Source organism: Streptomyces sp. NPDC101132 (genome assembly GCF_044759225.1).
GTDB lineage: Bacteria > Actinomycetota > Actinomycetes > Streptomycetales > Streptomycetaceae > Streptomyces.
In genome coordinates this window covers 92156-107029 of record NZ_JBIVYX010000002.1, presented here as the reverse complement: position 1 = coordinate 107029, position 14874 = coordinate 92156, and the positions used below count along the sequence as shown (strand labels likewise).

At 73.8% G+C, this 14874-nt stretch carries 13 protein-coding genes and 1 pseudogene; 7 read left to right on the top strand and 7 right to left on the bottom strand.

Translation table 11 applies throughout. The annotated features are described in order from the left end of the window. Positions 1-67 precede the first annotated feature (67 nt). Both ACIQUR_RS04795 and cdgB read right to left on the bottom strand, forming a co-directional pair. Positions 68-1048, bottom strand: a complete 981-nt coding sequence (locus ACIQUR_RS04795; protein WP_403658317.1) for a CBM35 domain-containing protein — start codon at positions 1046-1048, stop codon at positions 68-70. A 68-nt stretch (positions 1049-1116) separates the two neighbouring features. Then, a complete protein-coding gene (cdgB, locus tag ACIQUR_RS04790; RefSeq protein WP_403658314.1) occupies positions 1117-2787 on the bottom strand; it encodes a diguanylate cyclase CdgB in 1671 nt (556 codons plus the stop codon). A gap of 377 nt (positions 2788-3164) precedes the next feature. Here cdgB and ACIQUR_RS04785 point away from each other — a divergent pair, with 377 nt between their 5' ends. Beyond that, positions 3165-3650 (top strand): flavin reductase family protein, encoded by a 486-nt coding sequence (locus tag ACIQUR_RS04785; RefSeq protein ID WP_403659798.1) that lies wholly within the window; start codon positions 3165-3167, stop codon positions 3648-3650. A gap of 15 nt (positions 3651-3665) precedes the next feature. On the opposite strand, the gene arfB is transcribed toward ACIQUR_RS04785, so the two are convergent. Continuing rightward, the gene (gene arfB / locus ACIQUR_RS04780; protein ID WP_403658311.1) at positions 3666-4100 is read right to left on the bottom strand and encodes an alternative ribosome rescue aminoacyl-tRNA hydrolase ArfB; all 435 of its coding nucleotides are present in this window, start codon (positions 4098-4100) and stop codon (positions 3666-3668) included. A gap of 143 nt (positions 4101-4243) precedes the next feature. Here arfB and ACIQUR_RS04775 point away from each other — a divergent pair, with 143 nt between their 5' ends. Beyond that, entirely contained in the window at positions 4244-4819 is a 576-nt protein-coding gene (locus ACIQUR_RS04775; protein WP_403658308.1) for a TerD family protein, read from the top strand. A gap of 64 nt (positions 4820-4883) precedes the next feature. Further along, positions 4884-5396 carry a GNAT family N-acetyltransferase gene (locus tag ACIQUR_RS04770; RefSeq protein WP_403658305.1) on the top strand — a complete coding sequence of 171 codons (513 nt, stop codon included), beginning with the start codon at positions 4884-4886 and terminating at the stop codon, positions 5394-5396. Between the two features lie 55 nt (positions 5397-5451). On the opposite strand, the gene ACIQUR_RS04765 is transcribed toward ACIQUR_RS04770, so the two are convergent. Both ACIQUR_RS04765 and ACIQUR_RS04760 read right to left on the bottom strand, forming a co-directional pair. After that, complete coding sequence (locus tag ACIQUR_RS04765; protein ID WP_403658302.1) at positions 5452-6849, bottom strand: M1 family metallopeptidase; 1398 nt, start codon at positions 6847-6849, stop codon at positions 5452-5454. Positions 6850-6893: 44 nt separating this feature from the next. Beyond that, entirely contained in the window at positions 6894-7424 is a 531-nt protein-coding gene (locus ACIQUR_RS04760) for a heme-binding protein (RefSeq protein WP_403658299.1), read from the bottom strand. Positions 7425-8639: 1215 nt separating this feature from the next. On the opposite strand from ACIQUR_RS04760, the gene ACIQUR_RS04755 reads away from it, so the two are divergent. The 3 genes and pseudogenes from ACIQUR_RS04755 to ACIQUR_RS04745 form a co-directional block, all read left to right on the top strand. After that, positions 8640-9830 carry a sensor histidine kinase gene (locus tag ACIQUR_RS04755; protein WP_403658296.1) on the top strand — a complete coding sequence of 397 codons (1191 nt, stop codon included), beginning with the start codon at positions 8640-8642 and terminating at the stop codon, positions 9828-9830. Further along, a complete protein-coding gene (locus ACIQUR_RS04750; RefSeq protein WP_403658293.1) occupies positions 9827-10450 on the top strand; it encodes a response regulator in 624 nt (207 codons plus the stop codon). Before ACIQUR_RS04755 ends, ACIQUR_RS04750 begins: the two co-directional genes overlap by 4 nt. Positions 10451-10745: 295 nt before the next feature. Next, positions 10746-11705 (top strand): annotated as a pseudogene (locus tag ACIQUR_RS04745) (M4 family metallopeptidase); the annotation flags it as partial. A 343-nt stretch (positions 11706-12048) separates the two neighbouring features. Here ACIQUR_RS04745 and ACIQUR_RS04740 read toward each other — a convergent pair. Continuing rightward, positions 12049-12549: a hypothetical protein gene (locus tag ACIQUR_RS04740; RefSeq protein WP_403658290.1), complete on the bottom strand. Its 501-nt coding sequence runs from the start codon at positions 12547-12549 to the stop codon at positions 12049-12051. Positions 12550-12699: 150 nt separating this feature from the next. Further along, positions 12700-13401 (bottom strand): pentapeptide repeat-containing protein, encoded by a 702-nt coding sequence (locus ACIQUR_RS04735; protein WP_403658287.1) that lies wholly within the window; start codon positions 13399-13401, stop codon positions 12700-12702. Positions 13402-13656: 255 nt separating this feature from the next. On the opposite strand from ACIQUR_RS04735, the gene ACIQUR_RS04730 reads away from it, so the two are divergent. Next, positions 13657-14844, top strand: coding sequence for an FAD-dependent oxidoreductase (locus ACIQUR_RS04730; RefSeq protein ID WP_403658283.1), 1188 nt, complete (start codon positions 13657-13659; stop codon positions 14842-14844). Positions 14845-14874 lie beyond the last annotated feature (30 nt).

The following is a 14874-nucleotide window of genomic DNA, read 5'->3' as shown; positions in this document are numbered from 1 at the left end:
ACGACAGCGGCCCGGTCCCTCCGAGAGGGGCCGGGCCGCTGTCGTGCTGCGAGGTGCCGGACGGAGGTCAGTCCGTGGCGAGCCAGATCTGGTCGATGATCGCGTCGCAGGCATTGCCCTGCTCGCAGGAGACCTTGATCGTGTTGGTGCCCTTGTTCAGGTCGACGTTGGACCAGGTGTTGGTCCAGCCCTTGTCCCAGGCGCCTGCGGGGGCGTTGGCGTAGTTCTTCATGCTGATCGCACGGTCGGACGCCTGGCCGTTGACGGTCAGGGTCGCGTTGGCGTCCGTACCGGGCACCGCGTACGTCATCCGGAGCTTGTACTTCCCCGCTTCCTTGACGTCCACGGTCCACGTGAGCGACGCGCCGACGGCGTTGAAACCGCCCACGTACTGACCGCTGGAGGCCTTGGCGCCCGGGATCGTGTTCTGCGGGGTGGCGCCGCCGGCCAGGGCCAGGCCCGTGCCCGAGGCGGCGTCGGCCTTCGGGAGGGTGCCGGTGTCATCGGAGTCCGAGTCACCGTCGTCCGACTTCGAGGGGCCCGGCGTCGCGGGGGCCTGGCTGACCTTGTCGCTCGGGCCGGCCTCGTCGCCCTTGTCCTTGCCCTTGTTGTCCGTGATCAGTGCCACACCGATGCCGATGACCACCGCGCCCACGACCGCCACCGCCGCGATCAGCAGACCGCGCCGGCTGGAGCCCCGGCGGGCCGGCTCGGGCGCGTAGTGCTGGGGCGGCTGCTGTCCGTAGCCGTTCTGCTGCGGCACGCCGTACCCGGCCTGGAGCGTCTCCGGCGCGGAGTAGTGCGGCTGCGGCTGCTGCTGCGGCACCTGGCGCGGGGCGCGGCGCTCGCCGACCGTCCGCACCTGGTTGTACGAGGTCCGCGGCACACCGGGCTGCGTGCCGCCGGCCGGGCCCGGGTACCCGTAACCGCCGCCCTGCGAGGGCGGGGTGGCACCGGCGGCCTGGCCGTCCGCGTAGAGGTAACCGAACGGGTCGTCGTCTTCGGGCGTGTTCGCGCCGTTGTTCGGGCCGTTGTTCGCGGGCGTCATCGCGGGTCCATCCTTTCGACCCACGGGAGCCTACCTCGAACAGGCGCTCTCCCGGGCGGCCGATGGCCTCAGCCGGCCCTCCGGTGGGCCTTCGAACGCGACCTCTTCTCGATGTACATCCGCTGGTCGGCCGACCGCAGCACCTCGTCCGCCGACATTCCGCAGCTCGCCCACCCGATGCCGAAACTGGCGCCCACGCGCACCGCACGCCCGTCCACGCGGATCGGCGGGATGATGGCGTTCCGCAGCCGGACGGCGAGATCGGCGGCGTCCGCGGCCCCGAGGCCGTCCGCGAGGACGACGAATTCGTCACCACCCAGCCGGGCGACGGTGTCACCGTCCCTGACGCCCGTGGTCAGGCGGCGCGCCACCTCGATGAGAACCGCGTCACCCGTGTGGTGCCCGAACCGGTCGTTGATCGACTTGAAGCCGTCCAGGTCACAGAAGAGGACGGCCAGGCCCTTCGTGCCGTCGTCGATGTCCGTGGCCGGGGCCACCGTGTGCACGTGGTGGTCGTACGGGCCCGCGTCCGCGCCCCCGGGCAGGTCGAAGGGATCGGTGAAGCCGTCGGCCGGAAAACCGTGCTCACCTGCGATCCCGTCCTCCGGGCGGCCCTCGAAGGCCGCGTCCAGCGCCTCGACGGCGCTCGCCCGCACCGACTGCGGCCTGCGGCACAGCCGCGCCCCGAGCCGGGCCCGCAGCTCCGCGCTGTTCGGCAGCCCGGTGAGGGAGTCGTGGCTGGCCCGGTGCGCGAGCTGGAGCTCGTGCCGCTTGCGCTCCTCGATGTCCTCGACGTGCGTGAGCAGGAAGCGCGGCCCGTCGGCGGCGTCCGCGACCACCGAGTTCCGCAGCGAGACCCAGACGTACGTGCCGTCGCGCCGCCCCAGCCGCAGCTCGGCCCGGCCGCCCTCGGCGGAGGTCCGCAGCAGCGTGCCGATGTCCTCGGGGTGGACCAGGTCGGAGAAGGAGTACCGGCGCAGCACGGAGGCCGGGCGGCCCAGCAGCCGGCACAGCGCGTCGTTCGTGCGCAGCAGGCGTCCGTGCTGGTCACCGCCCATTTCCGCGATGGCCATGCCGCTGGGCGCGTACTCGAAGGCCTGCCGGAACGACTCTTCGCTCGCCCGCAGCGCCTGCTGCTCCCGCTCCAGCCGCACCAGGGCCCGCTGCATGTTCGCGCGGAGCCGGGCGTTGCTGATCGCAATGGCCGCCTGGAAGGCGTACATCTGGAGCGCCTCGCGCCCCCACGCGCCCGGGCGGCGCCCGTTGCGCGGTCTGTCCACCGAAATGACACCCAGGAGTTCCCCGCCGGACGCGTACATGGGGGCGTAGAGGCGGTCCTCCGGGTGCCACTCGTCCTCGAAGCGCGGGTCGGGGCCGTCGGTGTGCCACTGGGGCACGTCGTCCTCGATGAGCACCCAGCCCTCGGTGTGCGGGATGAACCGCAGGCCGTCCCAGGACTCGCCCATCGAGAGCCGGCGTTCCCAGGACGCGCGGGAGCCGACGCGACCGGTGATGAGGGCTTCGGCGGAGGGGTCACCTGCGAAGGCGGCGACGACCAGATCCCCGTCGGGGCGTACGAGGTTGACACAGGCGAGCTCGTAGCCGAGGCCCACGACGATGCCGTCCACGACGGTCTGCAGAGTGTCCGCCAGGCTCCGGGCCGTGTTCAGCTCGGCCACCACCTGGTGCAGCTGCCGCAGGGTCGCAAGACGGACGTACGGCTCCGACTCGGTCTCCATTGCTCGCTCTCCCCGAGACCTCGACAGCAACTCCAGGTTTGTCATCGGCGTTTCGTTGCGGTGTCCATTCCACTGAATCACAGTGAGCTGTTCCGCCGGTACACAGGGTCAACAAATCTTGCCCTCTGTGACTCAAGTCACATGAGATGAAGAAGGAGCCCCACCGGGGCTGGGAGCGCTCCCTGTCGTTTTCGTGAGCAAACGATACGCCGGGGGACCTAGGACGAGGCCGTGTCACGGCTCGGACCGACGCCCGATGTGCCGCGCGGGGGGCCGAGACTAGCGTCCTGAGGGTGCCCAAGACGAGCCCCCTGCCCCGCGCCACACCCGCCACCCCTCATGCTGAGGGGGTGAGCAATGACGAGTTCCGCGCCGCGATGTCCCGGCTGGCCGCGGGAGTGGTGCTGATCACCGCCCACGAGCCCCCGCTGACGGACGACGGCCCGCGCGGCGAGGACGTCGGGATGACCGCCACCGCCTTCATGTCCGTCTCCCTCGACCCTCCCCTGGTACTGGTGAGCCTGCGCGAGGGCTCCCGGATGGACGACCTGCTGGCCGAACAGCCCCTCTGGGGAGCGTCGCTGCTCTCGGAGAGCCAGCGGCACATCGCCGGCCGGTTCGCCATGAAGGGCCGGATCAGCGACCGCCTGCTGTTCGAGGACGTCGCGTACGTACGCGGCGACGCGTCCGGCGCCCCGCTGATCGGCGGAGCGCTGGCGACCCTGGAGTGCCGTACCGAGCAGCGGGTGACCGCCGGCGACCACACCCTCGTTATCGGACGGGTCCTGACGGCGGCTCTGCCCTCCGCCGAGGGCGGGCCGCTCACCTACTTCCGCGGGCGGTACCGGCAGCTCGGCGCCTGACCACCGGTCAGGCGCTCACCAGTCCTTGCCGGACCGACCCCGCTTCGTCTCCGCCCGCGCCTTCTTCTCGCGCAGGCGGCGTTCGTTGATGCCCCGCGGGATCTTCGTCGCCCGGCGCGGCTTCGGCGGCGGCGCCGTGGCCTCCGCCAGCAGCGAGGCCAGCCGGACCATCGCCATCTCGCGGTTGCGCCACTGCGAGCGGTGCTCGGAGGCCCGTACGGAGAGCACGCCGCCCACCAGCCGGCCGGCCAGCCGCTCCAGGGCCCGCTGCTTCCACACCTCCGGCAGCGCCTTCGTCGCGGCCAGGTCGAAGAGCACCTCGGCGGCGGAGTCCGAGGTGTTGACGTGCTGCCCGCCGGGCCCCGAGGAACGCGAGAAACGCCACTGGAGCTCGGCCTCGGGCAGGAGGACGGAGCCGCGGATGACGTGAGGACCAAGCATGCCCCCCATGATCCCGCCCCCGCCGCGCCCCGTCACGCGGTTTTGCCCCCCGGGAACCGGCCCGGCCCCTCCCCGCGTTATCCAGATCAGCGGTAGCTTGACCGACGCACGGTCATCGCACCGGCTCACAGGACGAGGAAAGGGACATCCCAATGGCAGTAAGCCTGTCCAAGGGCGGCAACGTCTCGCTGACGAAGGAGGCGCCCGGCCTGACCGCCGTCACCGTCGGCCTCGGGTGGGACGTCCGGACCACGACCGGTGTCGACTTCGACCTGGACGCCTCGGCGATCGCGGTGAACGCCATGGGCAAGGTCGTCTCCGACAGCCACTTCGTCTTCTTCAACAACAAGTCCACCCCGGACCAGACCATCGTCCACACCGGTGACAACCGCACCGGCGAGGGCGCCGGCGACGACGAGGCCATCACGGTCAACCTGGCCGGCCTCAGCCCCGACGTCGACAAGATCGTCTTCCCGGTCTCCATCTACGACGCCGACTCGCGCGGCCAGAACTTCGGCCAGGTCCGCAACGCGTACATCCGCGTCGTGAACCAGGCCGGCGGCGCCGAGATCGCCCGGTACGACCTCTCCGAGGACGCCGCCACCGAGACCGCCATGGTCTTCGGCGAGCTGTACCGCAACGGCGCCGAGTGGAAGTTCCGCGCCGTCGGCCAGGGCTACGCCTCCGGTCTGACCGGCATCGCCCAGGACTTCGGCGTCAACGTCTGATCCCGGACCGCACCGAAGCCCCCTCCGGCCGTTCCCGGAGGGGGCTTCGCGCTACGGTGCCCGGGTGATCCTCGAAACCTTCGCCCCCGCGGACGGCGCCCTGCCCGGCCCCGTCCTCGCCGAGGTCGCCGCCCTCTACGCGACCAACCAGGCCTTCTTCGAGCTGAGCGGCGACTTCCCCGACCCGGCCCGGATCACCGTCGAGCAGGTCGCCCGCGCCCTGGCCGACGAACTCGCCGAGGAGGGTTCGGAGGTGCTGCTGGCCCGCTCCGGCGGCCGCCTCGTCGGGCTCGCCGCCACGCTGGCCCACCACCCGTCGGACGACGACCCCGACCCGTGGATCGGCCTGCTGCTCGTCGACGCCACCGTCCACCGCCAGGGGTACGGGCGCCGGCTGGCCGAACTGGTCGAGGAACGCTTCCGCGCGGCGGGCCGGGAGGCCGTGCGGCTCGCCGTACTGGAGAACAACCCGCGGGCCCTCGCCTTCTGGACGGCGCAGGGGTACGTGGAGATCCGGCGCGCGGAGGACCGTACGCTGCACCGCCCGTGCGTGGTGCTGCGCAAGCCGCTGCGCTAGGTCCTGTCCTTCGGATCACGCCGGGCTCGCGGGGACCGCCCGCCGGCGGCGGAACTCACTCCTCCGGCTTGCCGTCGCCGTACAGCCAGGTCTCCCAGATCCCGGACAGGTCCTTGCCGGTCTGCCGCTCCGCGTACGCCGTGAACTCCTTGGTGTCGGCGTTCCCGTGACGGTGTGCCGCGGCCCAGCCGCGCACCAGCGCGAAGAAGGCCTCGTCCCCCACCTCCTGGCGGATCCGGTGCAGCACCATCGCGCCCCGGTAGTACACCGGCGAGTCCGAGATGTGCTCCGCGCCGGGCGGGTCGGCGGGCGGGAAGGCCCAGTAGGAGCCGTCCGCCTCGGGGTCGGCGTCGGTGTCCTCGTCGTAGAACGTCCGGAACCGCTTCTCGGCGCTCGGGCCGCCGTGCTCCTCCGCCCACAGCCACTCGGCGTAGGTCGCGAAGCCCTCGTTGAGCCACATGTCCCGCCACGACCTGGGCGAGACCGAGTTGCCGAACCACTGGTGGGCCATCTCGTGGACCAGCAGCTCGGTGTCCGGCGCGCCCGAGAAGATCGGGCGGGACTGGGTCTCCAGCGCGTAGCCGAGCGTGCCGTCGTCCTCGACGATCGCGCCCGTGGCGGAGAAGGGGTACGGGCCGAAGCGGCGGGTGCCCCAGTCGACCACCTCCGGGATCCGCTTCAGCGCCGCGGCGCTGTCGGCGGCCTCCTCCGGCCGCACCGCCGTCAGGACGGGCAGGCCGGAGGCGGTGCGCGAGGCGGTGACGGCGTACTTCCCGATGGCGAGGGTCGCGAGGTAGCCGGCCATCGGCTCCGGGCTGTGCCAGCGGAAGACGGTGTGGCCGTCGCGGTCGGTACGGGACTTCAGCACGCCGTTGGAGACCGCCTCGTACCCCTTGGGGACGGCGATCTCGACGTCGTACGCGGCCTTGTCGCTCGGGTGGTGGTTGCCCGGGAACCAGGCCATGGAACCCTGCGGCTCGCCCACCGCGACCGCGCCGTCGTCGGTCTCGATCCAGCCCTCCTCCGAGCCGTCCGGGTCCTCGATGGACCGGGGCGTGCCGGAGTAGCGGACGACGGTGCGGAAGGTGCGGCCCTTCGTGAGCTCGTCGGAGGGGCGGACGGTCAGCTCCTGGCCCACCCGGTTGAACCGGGCACCCTTGCCGTCGACGCGGACCGACTCGACCTCCATGCCCTCCAGGTCGAGGTTGAAGGCGCTGAGGTCCTGGCCGGCGGTGGCGGTGATCTCGGCGGTCCCGGACAGCTCGCCGGTGCCGGGGGCGTAGTCGAGCTTGAGGCCGTAGTGGGTCACGTCGTACCCGCCGTTGCCCGCCTTCGGGAAGTACGGGTCGCGCAGGCCGGACGCGCCGGGGGTGCCCTGGACCGTGCCGCCCGTACACGCCGTGGTCAGCGCGAGCAGGGCGGCGGTGGCGGGGGCGGCACGTCGTAGATCCACGTCCTCGATCCTAAGCGGCACCGGCGCCGCCCCCGGGAGTCCGGTCAGTCGTTCAGGGCCTCGACGCCGGCCTTGGCGAACTTCTCGTCCAGGTCGCCGCTCGGGGCGCCGGCGACGCCGATCGCGGCGATGGGCGCGCCCTTGACCTGGACCGGGGCGCCGCCGCCCAGGAAGAGGGTGCCGGGGATGTCCTTCAGGTTCGGGGTCTGGGCGAGGCGGCCGGCCAGCACGGAGGTGGGGGCGTTCCAGGAGACCGCGGTGAAGGCCTTGCGCTGCGCGGACTCGTAGGACTGCGGGCCCGCGCCGTCGCCGCGGAGGGTGACCACGGTGTTGCCGTTGCGGTCGACCACCGCGACGGTCACGCGCTGGCCCTCCGCCTCGGCGGCGTCCAGGGCGGCCTGCGCGGCCTGGGTGGCGGCGTCGATGGACAGGTGGGTGCTGGTGACCAGCCCCTTCGGGTCGTCCTTCTTCTGCGCCGGGGCGGGGGCGGCGGTGGCGGTCATGGTGCCGAAGCCCACGGCGCCGACGACGACGGCCAGACCGGCTCCGGTGATGACGCGGTGACGAAGGTTCACGACTGCTCCTCTGCGGTGGTTGCGCTGTCCCTTCGATCCTGGCCCCGGGGGCGGGGGCGGCTGATCGACGTACCGGCTGCCGGTGCGCTGCGCTCCGGCTGACGGCGGGGTCAGCCGATCGGCTGATGCGGGGGGCTCCCGTGGGGGCCACGCTTGCCGGTACGGCCCCGGGCCACGGCCTCCGGCCCGGGCCCGCCGAGCCGTGCCGTGCCGGTGCCGTGCCGGGCACGGGTCCCGTACCGGGCGGGGACGCCACCCTCGCCGGGGCATCCCCGTACGGGGCGCCGCCCCGTGCCGGGTGCGGCGTCCGTGCCGGGCCGGGCACGGTCCCATCCCGGGCACGGGTCCCGTACCGGGTACGGACGCCACCCCCGGCGGGGCATCCCCGCCCCGTACCGGGCGCCGCCCCGTGCCGGGTGCGGGTGCCGTGCCGGGTGCGGGTGCCGTGCCGGGTGCGGGTGCGTTGCCCTGCGGGGCCAGGTCCCCTACCCGCCCTTCCTCCGTTCCTCCCCCAGCTACCGCTGGGAGGTGCCCCCAGGGCTCCGCCCGGACCCCTTCGGGGGCTCCGCCCCCGTACCCCCGCTCCTCAAACGCCGGAGGGGCTCACTACAGCCTCGCCGGCGCTTGAGGCGCGGGGTCCGGGGCGGAGCCCCGGGAAACGGAGAAAGGGCGGGTAGGGGAACCGGCCCCGCAGGGCAACGGCCCGCACCCGGCACGGACCCGAAGCGGCACGGCATCCGCACCCGGTACGGCCTGCGCCCCGGACGGGGCCGCACCTCAGACGGGGCCGCACCCCAGACGGGGCCGAGCCCGGGACGGGGCCGCACCACGGACGGGGCCGCACCCCAGACGGGGCCGCACCCCAGACGGGGCCGCGCCCCGGACGGGGACGTGCCCGGGACGGGGGCGCGCCCGGGACGGGGGCGGGCCCGGGACGGGGCCGCACCACGGACGGGGCCGCACCCCAGACGGGGCCGCACCCCAGACGGGGCCGCGCCCCGGACGGGGACGTGCCCGGGACGGGGGCGCGCCCGGGACGGGGGCGGGCCCGGGACGGGGGCGGGCCCGGGACGGGGACGTGCGGGGGCGTAGCGGCACGGGAGCGGGGCGGCAGCGCACCCGCACGGGAGCCGCGGCCGGCACGGGGCGGCGGGGGAACGCGCCCCGCAAAAAGCAGCACGATGGGGACGTAGCCCGTAGGACGAGGAAGGCACGATGGCAGCCACACAGCCCGCACAGAACGAGGGCACCCGCGCCCTCGCGGCAGTCATGCACGGGGCGTTCTTCGCACTGCTCGCCGCCTCCCTCGCCCGCTTCCTCATCCGCCACCCCGGCGAAGCCCGCACCCCCTGGATCATCGCACTCAGCGTGACCCTGGCCCTGCTCTACGTCCTCGGCCCCGCACTCGGCGCCGCCCCCACCCTCCGCCGGCTCTGCTGGCTCGGGCTGGTGATCGCCACCTGGGTGGTGCTCGTCCTGCTGGCCCCCAGCTTCGCCTGGTGCGCCGTGCCGCTCTTCTACACCGCCCTGCGCACCCTCCCGCCCCGCGCGGCGATCGTGCTGGTGGCGCTGCTCACCACCCTCGTGGTGATCGCGCAGCTCCAGCTGGCCGGCGGCCCGTTCGACCCGAACCTGCTGCTGGCCCCGCCCGCGGTGGCCGCCCTGGCCACGGCCGTGTTCCTGCACATGGAGCGCCAGGCGGAACGCCAGCGGGCCCTGATCGACGACCTGATCCGCACCCGCCGCGAGCTGGCCGCCACCGAGCGCCGCGAGGGCACGCTGGCCGAGCGGCAGCGGCTGTCGATGGAGATCCACGACACCCTGGCCCAGAACCTCTCCAGCCAGCAGATGCTCCTCCAGGCCGCCGACCGCACCTGGGACACGGACCCGGCCACGGCCCGCCGCCACGTCCGCACCGCCAACGAGATCGCCGCCCGCGGCCTGGCCGAGGCCCGGCGCCTGGTCCACGACCTCGCTCCGCCCGGCCTCGACGGCGGCGGCTCCCTCCCCGACGCCCTGCGGGCCCTGGACGCGGGCCCCGAGGTGACCGTCCGCTTCCACCTGGAGGGCACCCCCGTCCCGCTCCCGGAGCGGGCCCGGGCGGCGCTGCTGCGCATCGCGCAGGGCGCGCTGGCGAACGTACGGGAGCACTCCGGCGCCCGTACCGCGGCCCTCACCCTGTCCTTCCTCGGCGACCAGGTGGTGCTGGACGTGGCCGACGACGGCCGCGGCCTGGCCGCACCCGACCCGGCCCGGCCGGCGGACCCGGCCGACCCCACCCGCGGCCACGGCCTGCCGGCCATGCGCGCCCGGGTGAGCCAGCTCGGTGGCACCCTGACCGTGGAGTCCACCGCCGGCGAAGGCACCGTGCTGTCCGCCTCGATCCCCCTGGAGCCCCGCCCATGACCACGATCCTGCTCTGCGACGACCACGTGGTGGTGCGCGCCGGCCTGCTCGCGCTCCTCGGCAGCGAGCCGGACATCGAGGTGCTGGGCGAGGCCGGCAGCGGCGAGGAGGCGGTGGCCCTCGCGGAGAAGCTCCGGCCGGACGTGGTGCTGATGGACCTCCAGCTCGGGGAGGGCATCGACGGCGTGGAGGCCACCCGGCGGATCACCGCGCTGCCGGGCCGGGCCCCGCACGTCCTGGTCCTCACGACGTACGACACGGACGCGGACGTCACCCGGGCCATCGGCGCGGGCGCCACCGGCTACCTGCTGAAGGCGGAGCGACCGGAGGAACTGTTCGCGGCGATCCACGCGGCCGCCCAGGGCCGCACCACCCTCTCGCCGCCGGTGGCGAGCCGGGTGATGGCCGCGATGCGCGGCGCCCGGCCGACGCTGACCGACCGCGAGCTGGACATCCTCGGGCAGCTCGCGCACGGGCTGGGCAACCGGGAGATCGCCCGGGCCCTGTTCATCAGCGAGGCGACGGTCAAGACGCACCTCGGCCGGATCTACGACAAGCTCGGCGTCGACACCCGCGCGGGCGCGGTCGCCGTGGCGAAGGAGCAGCGCCTGCTCCCCTGACGGACCGCCGGAATCCGGACAGGAAGGCATGCTCTCCGGACAGTTCCGCACCCCGTACGGCCATGTTCACGTCAAACCCCTCCCCGGTACGCCGGCTTCCGGGGCACGCTCCCTGCGCAGGCCACCCCACGGCTTCGGCGAAGGAGTCCGCGTGCCCCACACGTCCGCGCACCGCACCAGAGCCCTCGCGGTCACCGCGACCGCCGCCCTGGCCGCACTCGCGGCCCAGACCGCACCCGGCCTCGCGGCCCCCGCACCCGCCCGGCAGACCGCCGCCGCGGCACAGGCCCTCGCGGGCACCGGCCACAGCCAGTACAGCGGCACCGTCGCCCTGGGCACGTACTTCAACGGGCGCCTGTACGAGCTCCACGACCCGAACCGCGGCGGCCAGAAGACGTACGACGCCCGCGGCGGCACCGCCCTCGGCACCCTGTTCACCGACACCGACGACATCTGGGGCACCGGCTCCGTCACCCACCGGCAGACCTCGGCGGTGGACGCCCACTACGGCGCCGCCACGACCTGGGACTTCTTCAAGACCACCTTCAACCGCCGCGGCGTCCGCAACGACGGCCGCGGCATCGTCTCCCGCGTCCACGCGGGCAGCGGGAGCGGCAACGCCTGGTGGTCGGACTCCTGCGGCTGCATCAGCTACAGCGACAGCCCCGACGGCCGCCCGTACACCTCGCTCGACGTCGCCGGCCACGAGATCGCCCACGGCGTCACCTCGGCCACGGCGGGCCTGCTCTACTCGGGCGAATCAGGCGGCCTCAACGAGGCCACCTCCGACATCTTCGCCAGCGCCGTCGAATTCTTCGCCGCCAACCCCACCGACGTGGGCGACTACCTCATCGGCGAACGCGTCACCGGCAGCGCCCTCCGCTCCCTGGACCGCCCCAGCCGCGACGGCCGCTCCCCGGACTACTGGTACTCCGGCATCGGCTCACTGGACCCGCACTACTCCTCGGGACCCGCCGTGCACTTCTTCTACCTGCTGGCGGAGGGCAGCGGCGTCAAGGTGATCAACGGCGTCACCTACGACTCCCCCACCCACGACGGCTCGAAGCTCCTCGGCATAGGCCGCGACGCCGCCGTCCGCATCTGGTACCACGCCCTGACCACCGGCATGACGTCCTCGACCAACTACGCCAGGGCCCGCACCACGACCCTGGCGGCCGCAGCAGCCCTGTACGGCACGTCCTCCCCCCAGTACGCAGCAGTGGGCGCAGCCTGGACCGCGGTCAACGTCCGCTAGCAGACTCACGGGCCGCGCGAGGAAGACACCGCGCGGCCCGTGACTCCACCCCGCGATGCCGCCGGTCGTGTGGTGTGTGGGGAAGGTGCTTGAGGCGTCGTGGCAGGCTGGTCCGGAGGCAGGCCCGGGCCTGGGGTGGCCGAAGGCCAGGGCGAAGCCCCAAAGCCCCAGGGGTGGGCCTGCCGCAGGGCCTGCAGGCCACGACGGGTCAAGCACCGAGGGGACCCACGCACCACACGACCGGCCCCCTGGCACCACGGGCTCCCGGCACGACTGGCCACCACCCGCCACCGGCACCGCACCGCACCCGCACCCGCACCCGCACCCGCACCGGCACCCAGCGCTAAGCCACTCGGGGAAAGCGCGCCTGCAACCCCCACACGTGGGGGTTGTCGGCGAGACCGTCGTGCATGTCCGTCAGGTCCGCGATCACGTCGTGCAGGAAGTCGCGGGCCTCACGGCGCAGCAGCCGGTGGGAGAAGGTCAGCGGAGGCTCCTCGGGCGCCATCCAGTCGGCCTCGACGTCGACCCAGCCGAAACGCCGCTCGAAGAGCATCCGGTCCGTGGACTCGGTGAAGTCGAGCTCGGCGTACTGGCGCGCGGAGGAGCGGCTGCCGCGCGGGTCCTGGTCGAGCTGCTCGACGATGTCGCACAGCGCCCACGCGAAATCGAGCACCGGCACCCATCCCCAGGCCGTGGACACCTCGCGGTCCTCCTTGGTGTCGGCGAGGTAGACGTCGCCGCAGAAGAGGTCGTGGCGCAGGGTGTGGACGTCCGCGGTCCGGTAATCGGTCTGCGGGGGGTCGGGAAAGCGCGAGGAAAGGGAGTAGCCGATGTCAAGCACGCCTTCGATGGTGTCACGCCGCCACCCCCACCAGAACCACCCAGCCCTACACAGCCACCCCCACCAGAACCACCCGCTCTACGCCCTCACCCCCCAGCCCCAGCCCCCCGCCCCCCCAGCCCCCAGAACCACCCCCCACCAGCCCCCCGCCTAAGCCTCCACCCGCACCCCCAGCTGCGCCGCGAACAGCGGAGCCAACTGCACCAGCTGCACCGGACTGATCACCGCGCCGGCCAGCCGGTCCACACCCCGGGCGATGTCCAGCTCAGCGACCTCCCGCAGGTCCACGTCCGCCATCCGGGCCGCGGTGAAGTCGGCCCCCCGCAGGGTGCAGTCCCGGAACTCGACCCGCCGCAGCTCCGCGCCCCCGAAGTCGGCCTCCGCGAGCACGCATCCCTCGAACACCACGTCGGTGAGCCGGGACTTCCGCAGGTTGAGGTAATCGATCTTGCCGCCGCGCACCAGGACCCGCTCCAGCACCGCCCCGTGCAGCTGCGTGCCGCCCAGCCGCGCGTCCCGCACCTCCACGTCCCGCAGCAGCGCCCCGGCCAGGTCCGTACCGACCCCGCGCACCCCCTCCAGCACCGAGTCCACGAAGCGGGACCTGACGAGCGCGGTCCCGTCCAGCACGGTCCGGCGCAGCGCGCAGTCCATGAACGTGGCGCCGTGCCCCTCCTCCCCCGAGAGGTCGGCGTCCGCGAACTCCAGCCCGTCGTAGTCCCCGTCCGGCGCCAGCCCGTCACCGTCGTACGGCCTCAGCGCGGGCAGCACCACCTCCGGCCGCCGCGCCGCCACGACCACCGGACCATGCGCCCTCTGAACCTTCGGGGATCCCTGAGCCTTCCGCACCATCCACCCATCGTTCCGCACCCCACTGACAGCACCACCCGCCGAAGGCCACACCGACGCGCGCGGAAGGTCCCCGGCGGACCTCCCGCCCAGAAAACTCCCGAAGAAATCCCCGCAGCCGTGTCACACCCAGCCCGCCCCCGCTGTCCCGTCTCCGAAGGCCCCACCAAGAGCCCCGCCCGGCCTCGGGCCCGGCCCCGCACCCACGCCAGCACGCCACCACGCCACCACGCACCACGCCACCCAGGGAGACACCACATGGACCAGCTCACCGTCATCGGCGGCGGATTCGCCGGACTCGTCGCCGCCATCAGCGCCGCCGAGGCCGGCGCCCGGGTACGGCTGTACGAGTCCCACCGCACCCTCGGCGGCCGGGGCCGCACCGCGGACGGCCCGTACCGCACCAACGAGGGGCCGCACGCCTTCTACAAGAACGGCCCCCACTGGGCCTGGCTGAACCAGCGCGACCTCGTCGGCCCGCTCGCCCGCGTCCCCGCCCTGGACATGACCCGGCTCCGCCTGCACAGCGGCGGCCGGCTGCGCTCCGTACCGCCGCTGGCCTCGCTCAGGCTGGCCCGGCGCCCGCTCGCCGACGCCCCCGTCGACCGGACCTTCCTCGACTGGGCGAGCTCGCTGATCGGCGAGCGCGACGCCCGCGCCACCGCCAACTCCCTCGCGGTCGCCCTCTTCCACCACGACATCGGGTCCCTGTCGGCGGCCTTCGTGCACGAGCGGCTCCAGCGGGTGCTGTCCTTCCCGCCCGAGGCCCAGTTCCCGCGGGGCGGCTGGCAGTCCGTCATCGACCGGATGGCCGCGCGGGCCCAGCGACTCGGCGTGCGGATCGAGACCGGCGCGCGGCTCACCGAGCTGCCGGCCGACGGCGGGCCGGTCGTCGTCGCGACCTCCCTCGCCGCCGCCCGCACCCTGCTGGGCGACTCCTCCCTCACCTGGGAGAGCGGCCGTACGGTCCTGCTCGACCTGGGGCTGCGCACCCGCCGCGGCGACGCCTGGGCCGTCTCCGACCTCGACGAGCCGGCCTGGATCGAGCGGTTCACCGCCCAGGACCGCACCCTGGCCCCGGCCGGCGAGACCCTGCTCCAGGCGCAGCTGCCGATCGGACCCGACCAGGCCAAGGCGGTCGGCATCGAGCGGGCCGAGCGGCTGCTCGACCTGGGCTTCCGGGGCTGGCGGGAGCGGGTCACCTGGCGGCGCGAGGCCGTGGCCACCGGCCGTACCGGCGCGGTGGACCTGCCGGGCACCACCTGGCGGGACCGGCCCGCCATCGCCCGCGGCAACGGCGTCTACCTGGCCGGCGACCAGGTCGCGGCGCCCGGTGTGCTGGCGGAGGTGTCGTTCAACAGCGCCATCGAGGCCGTCTCGCTGGCGATCCGCGACACCGGCCGCGCGGCCGCCGCCAAGAGCGCCCTTGACCTCGACCGCGCTTGAGGTTGTTGGCTCGTACCGAACCGAACACCG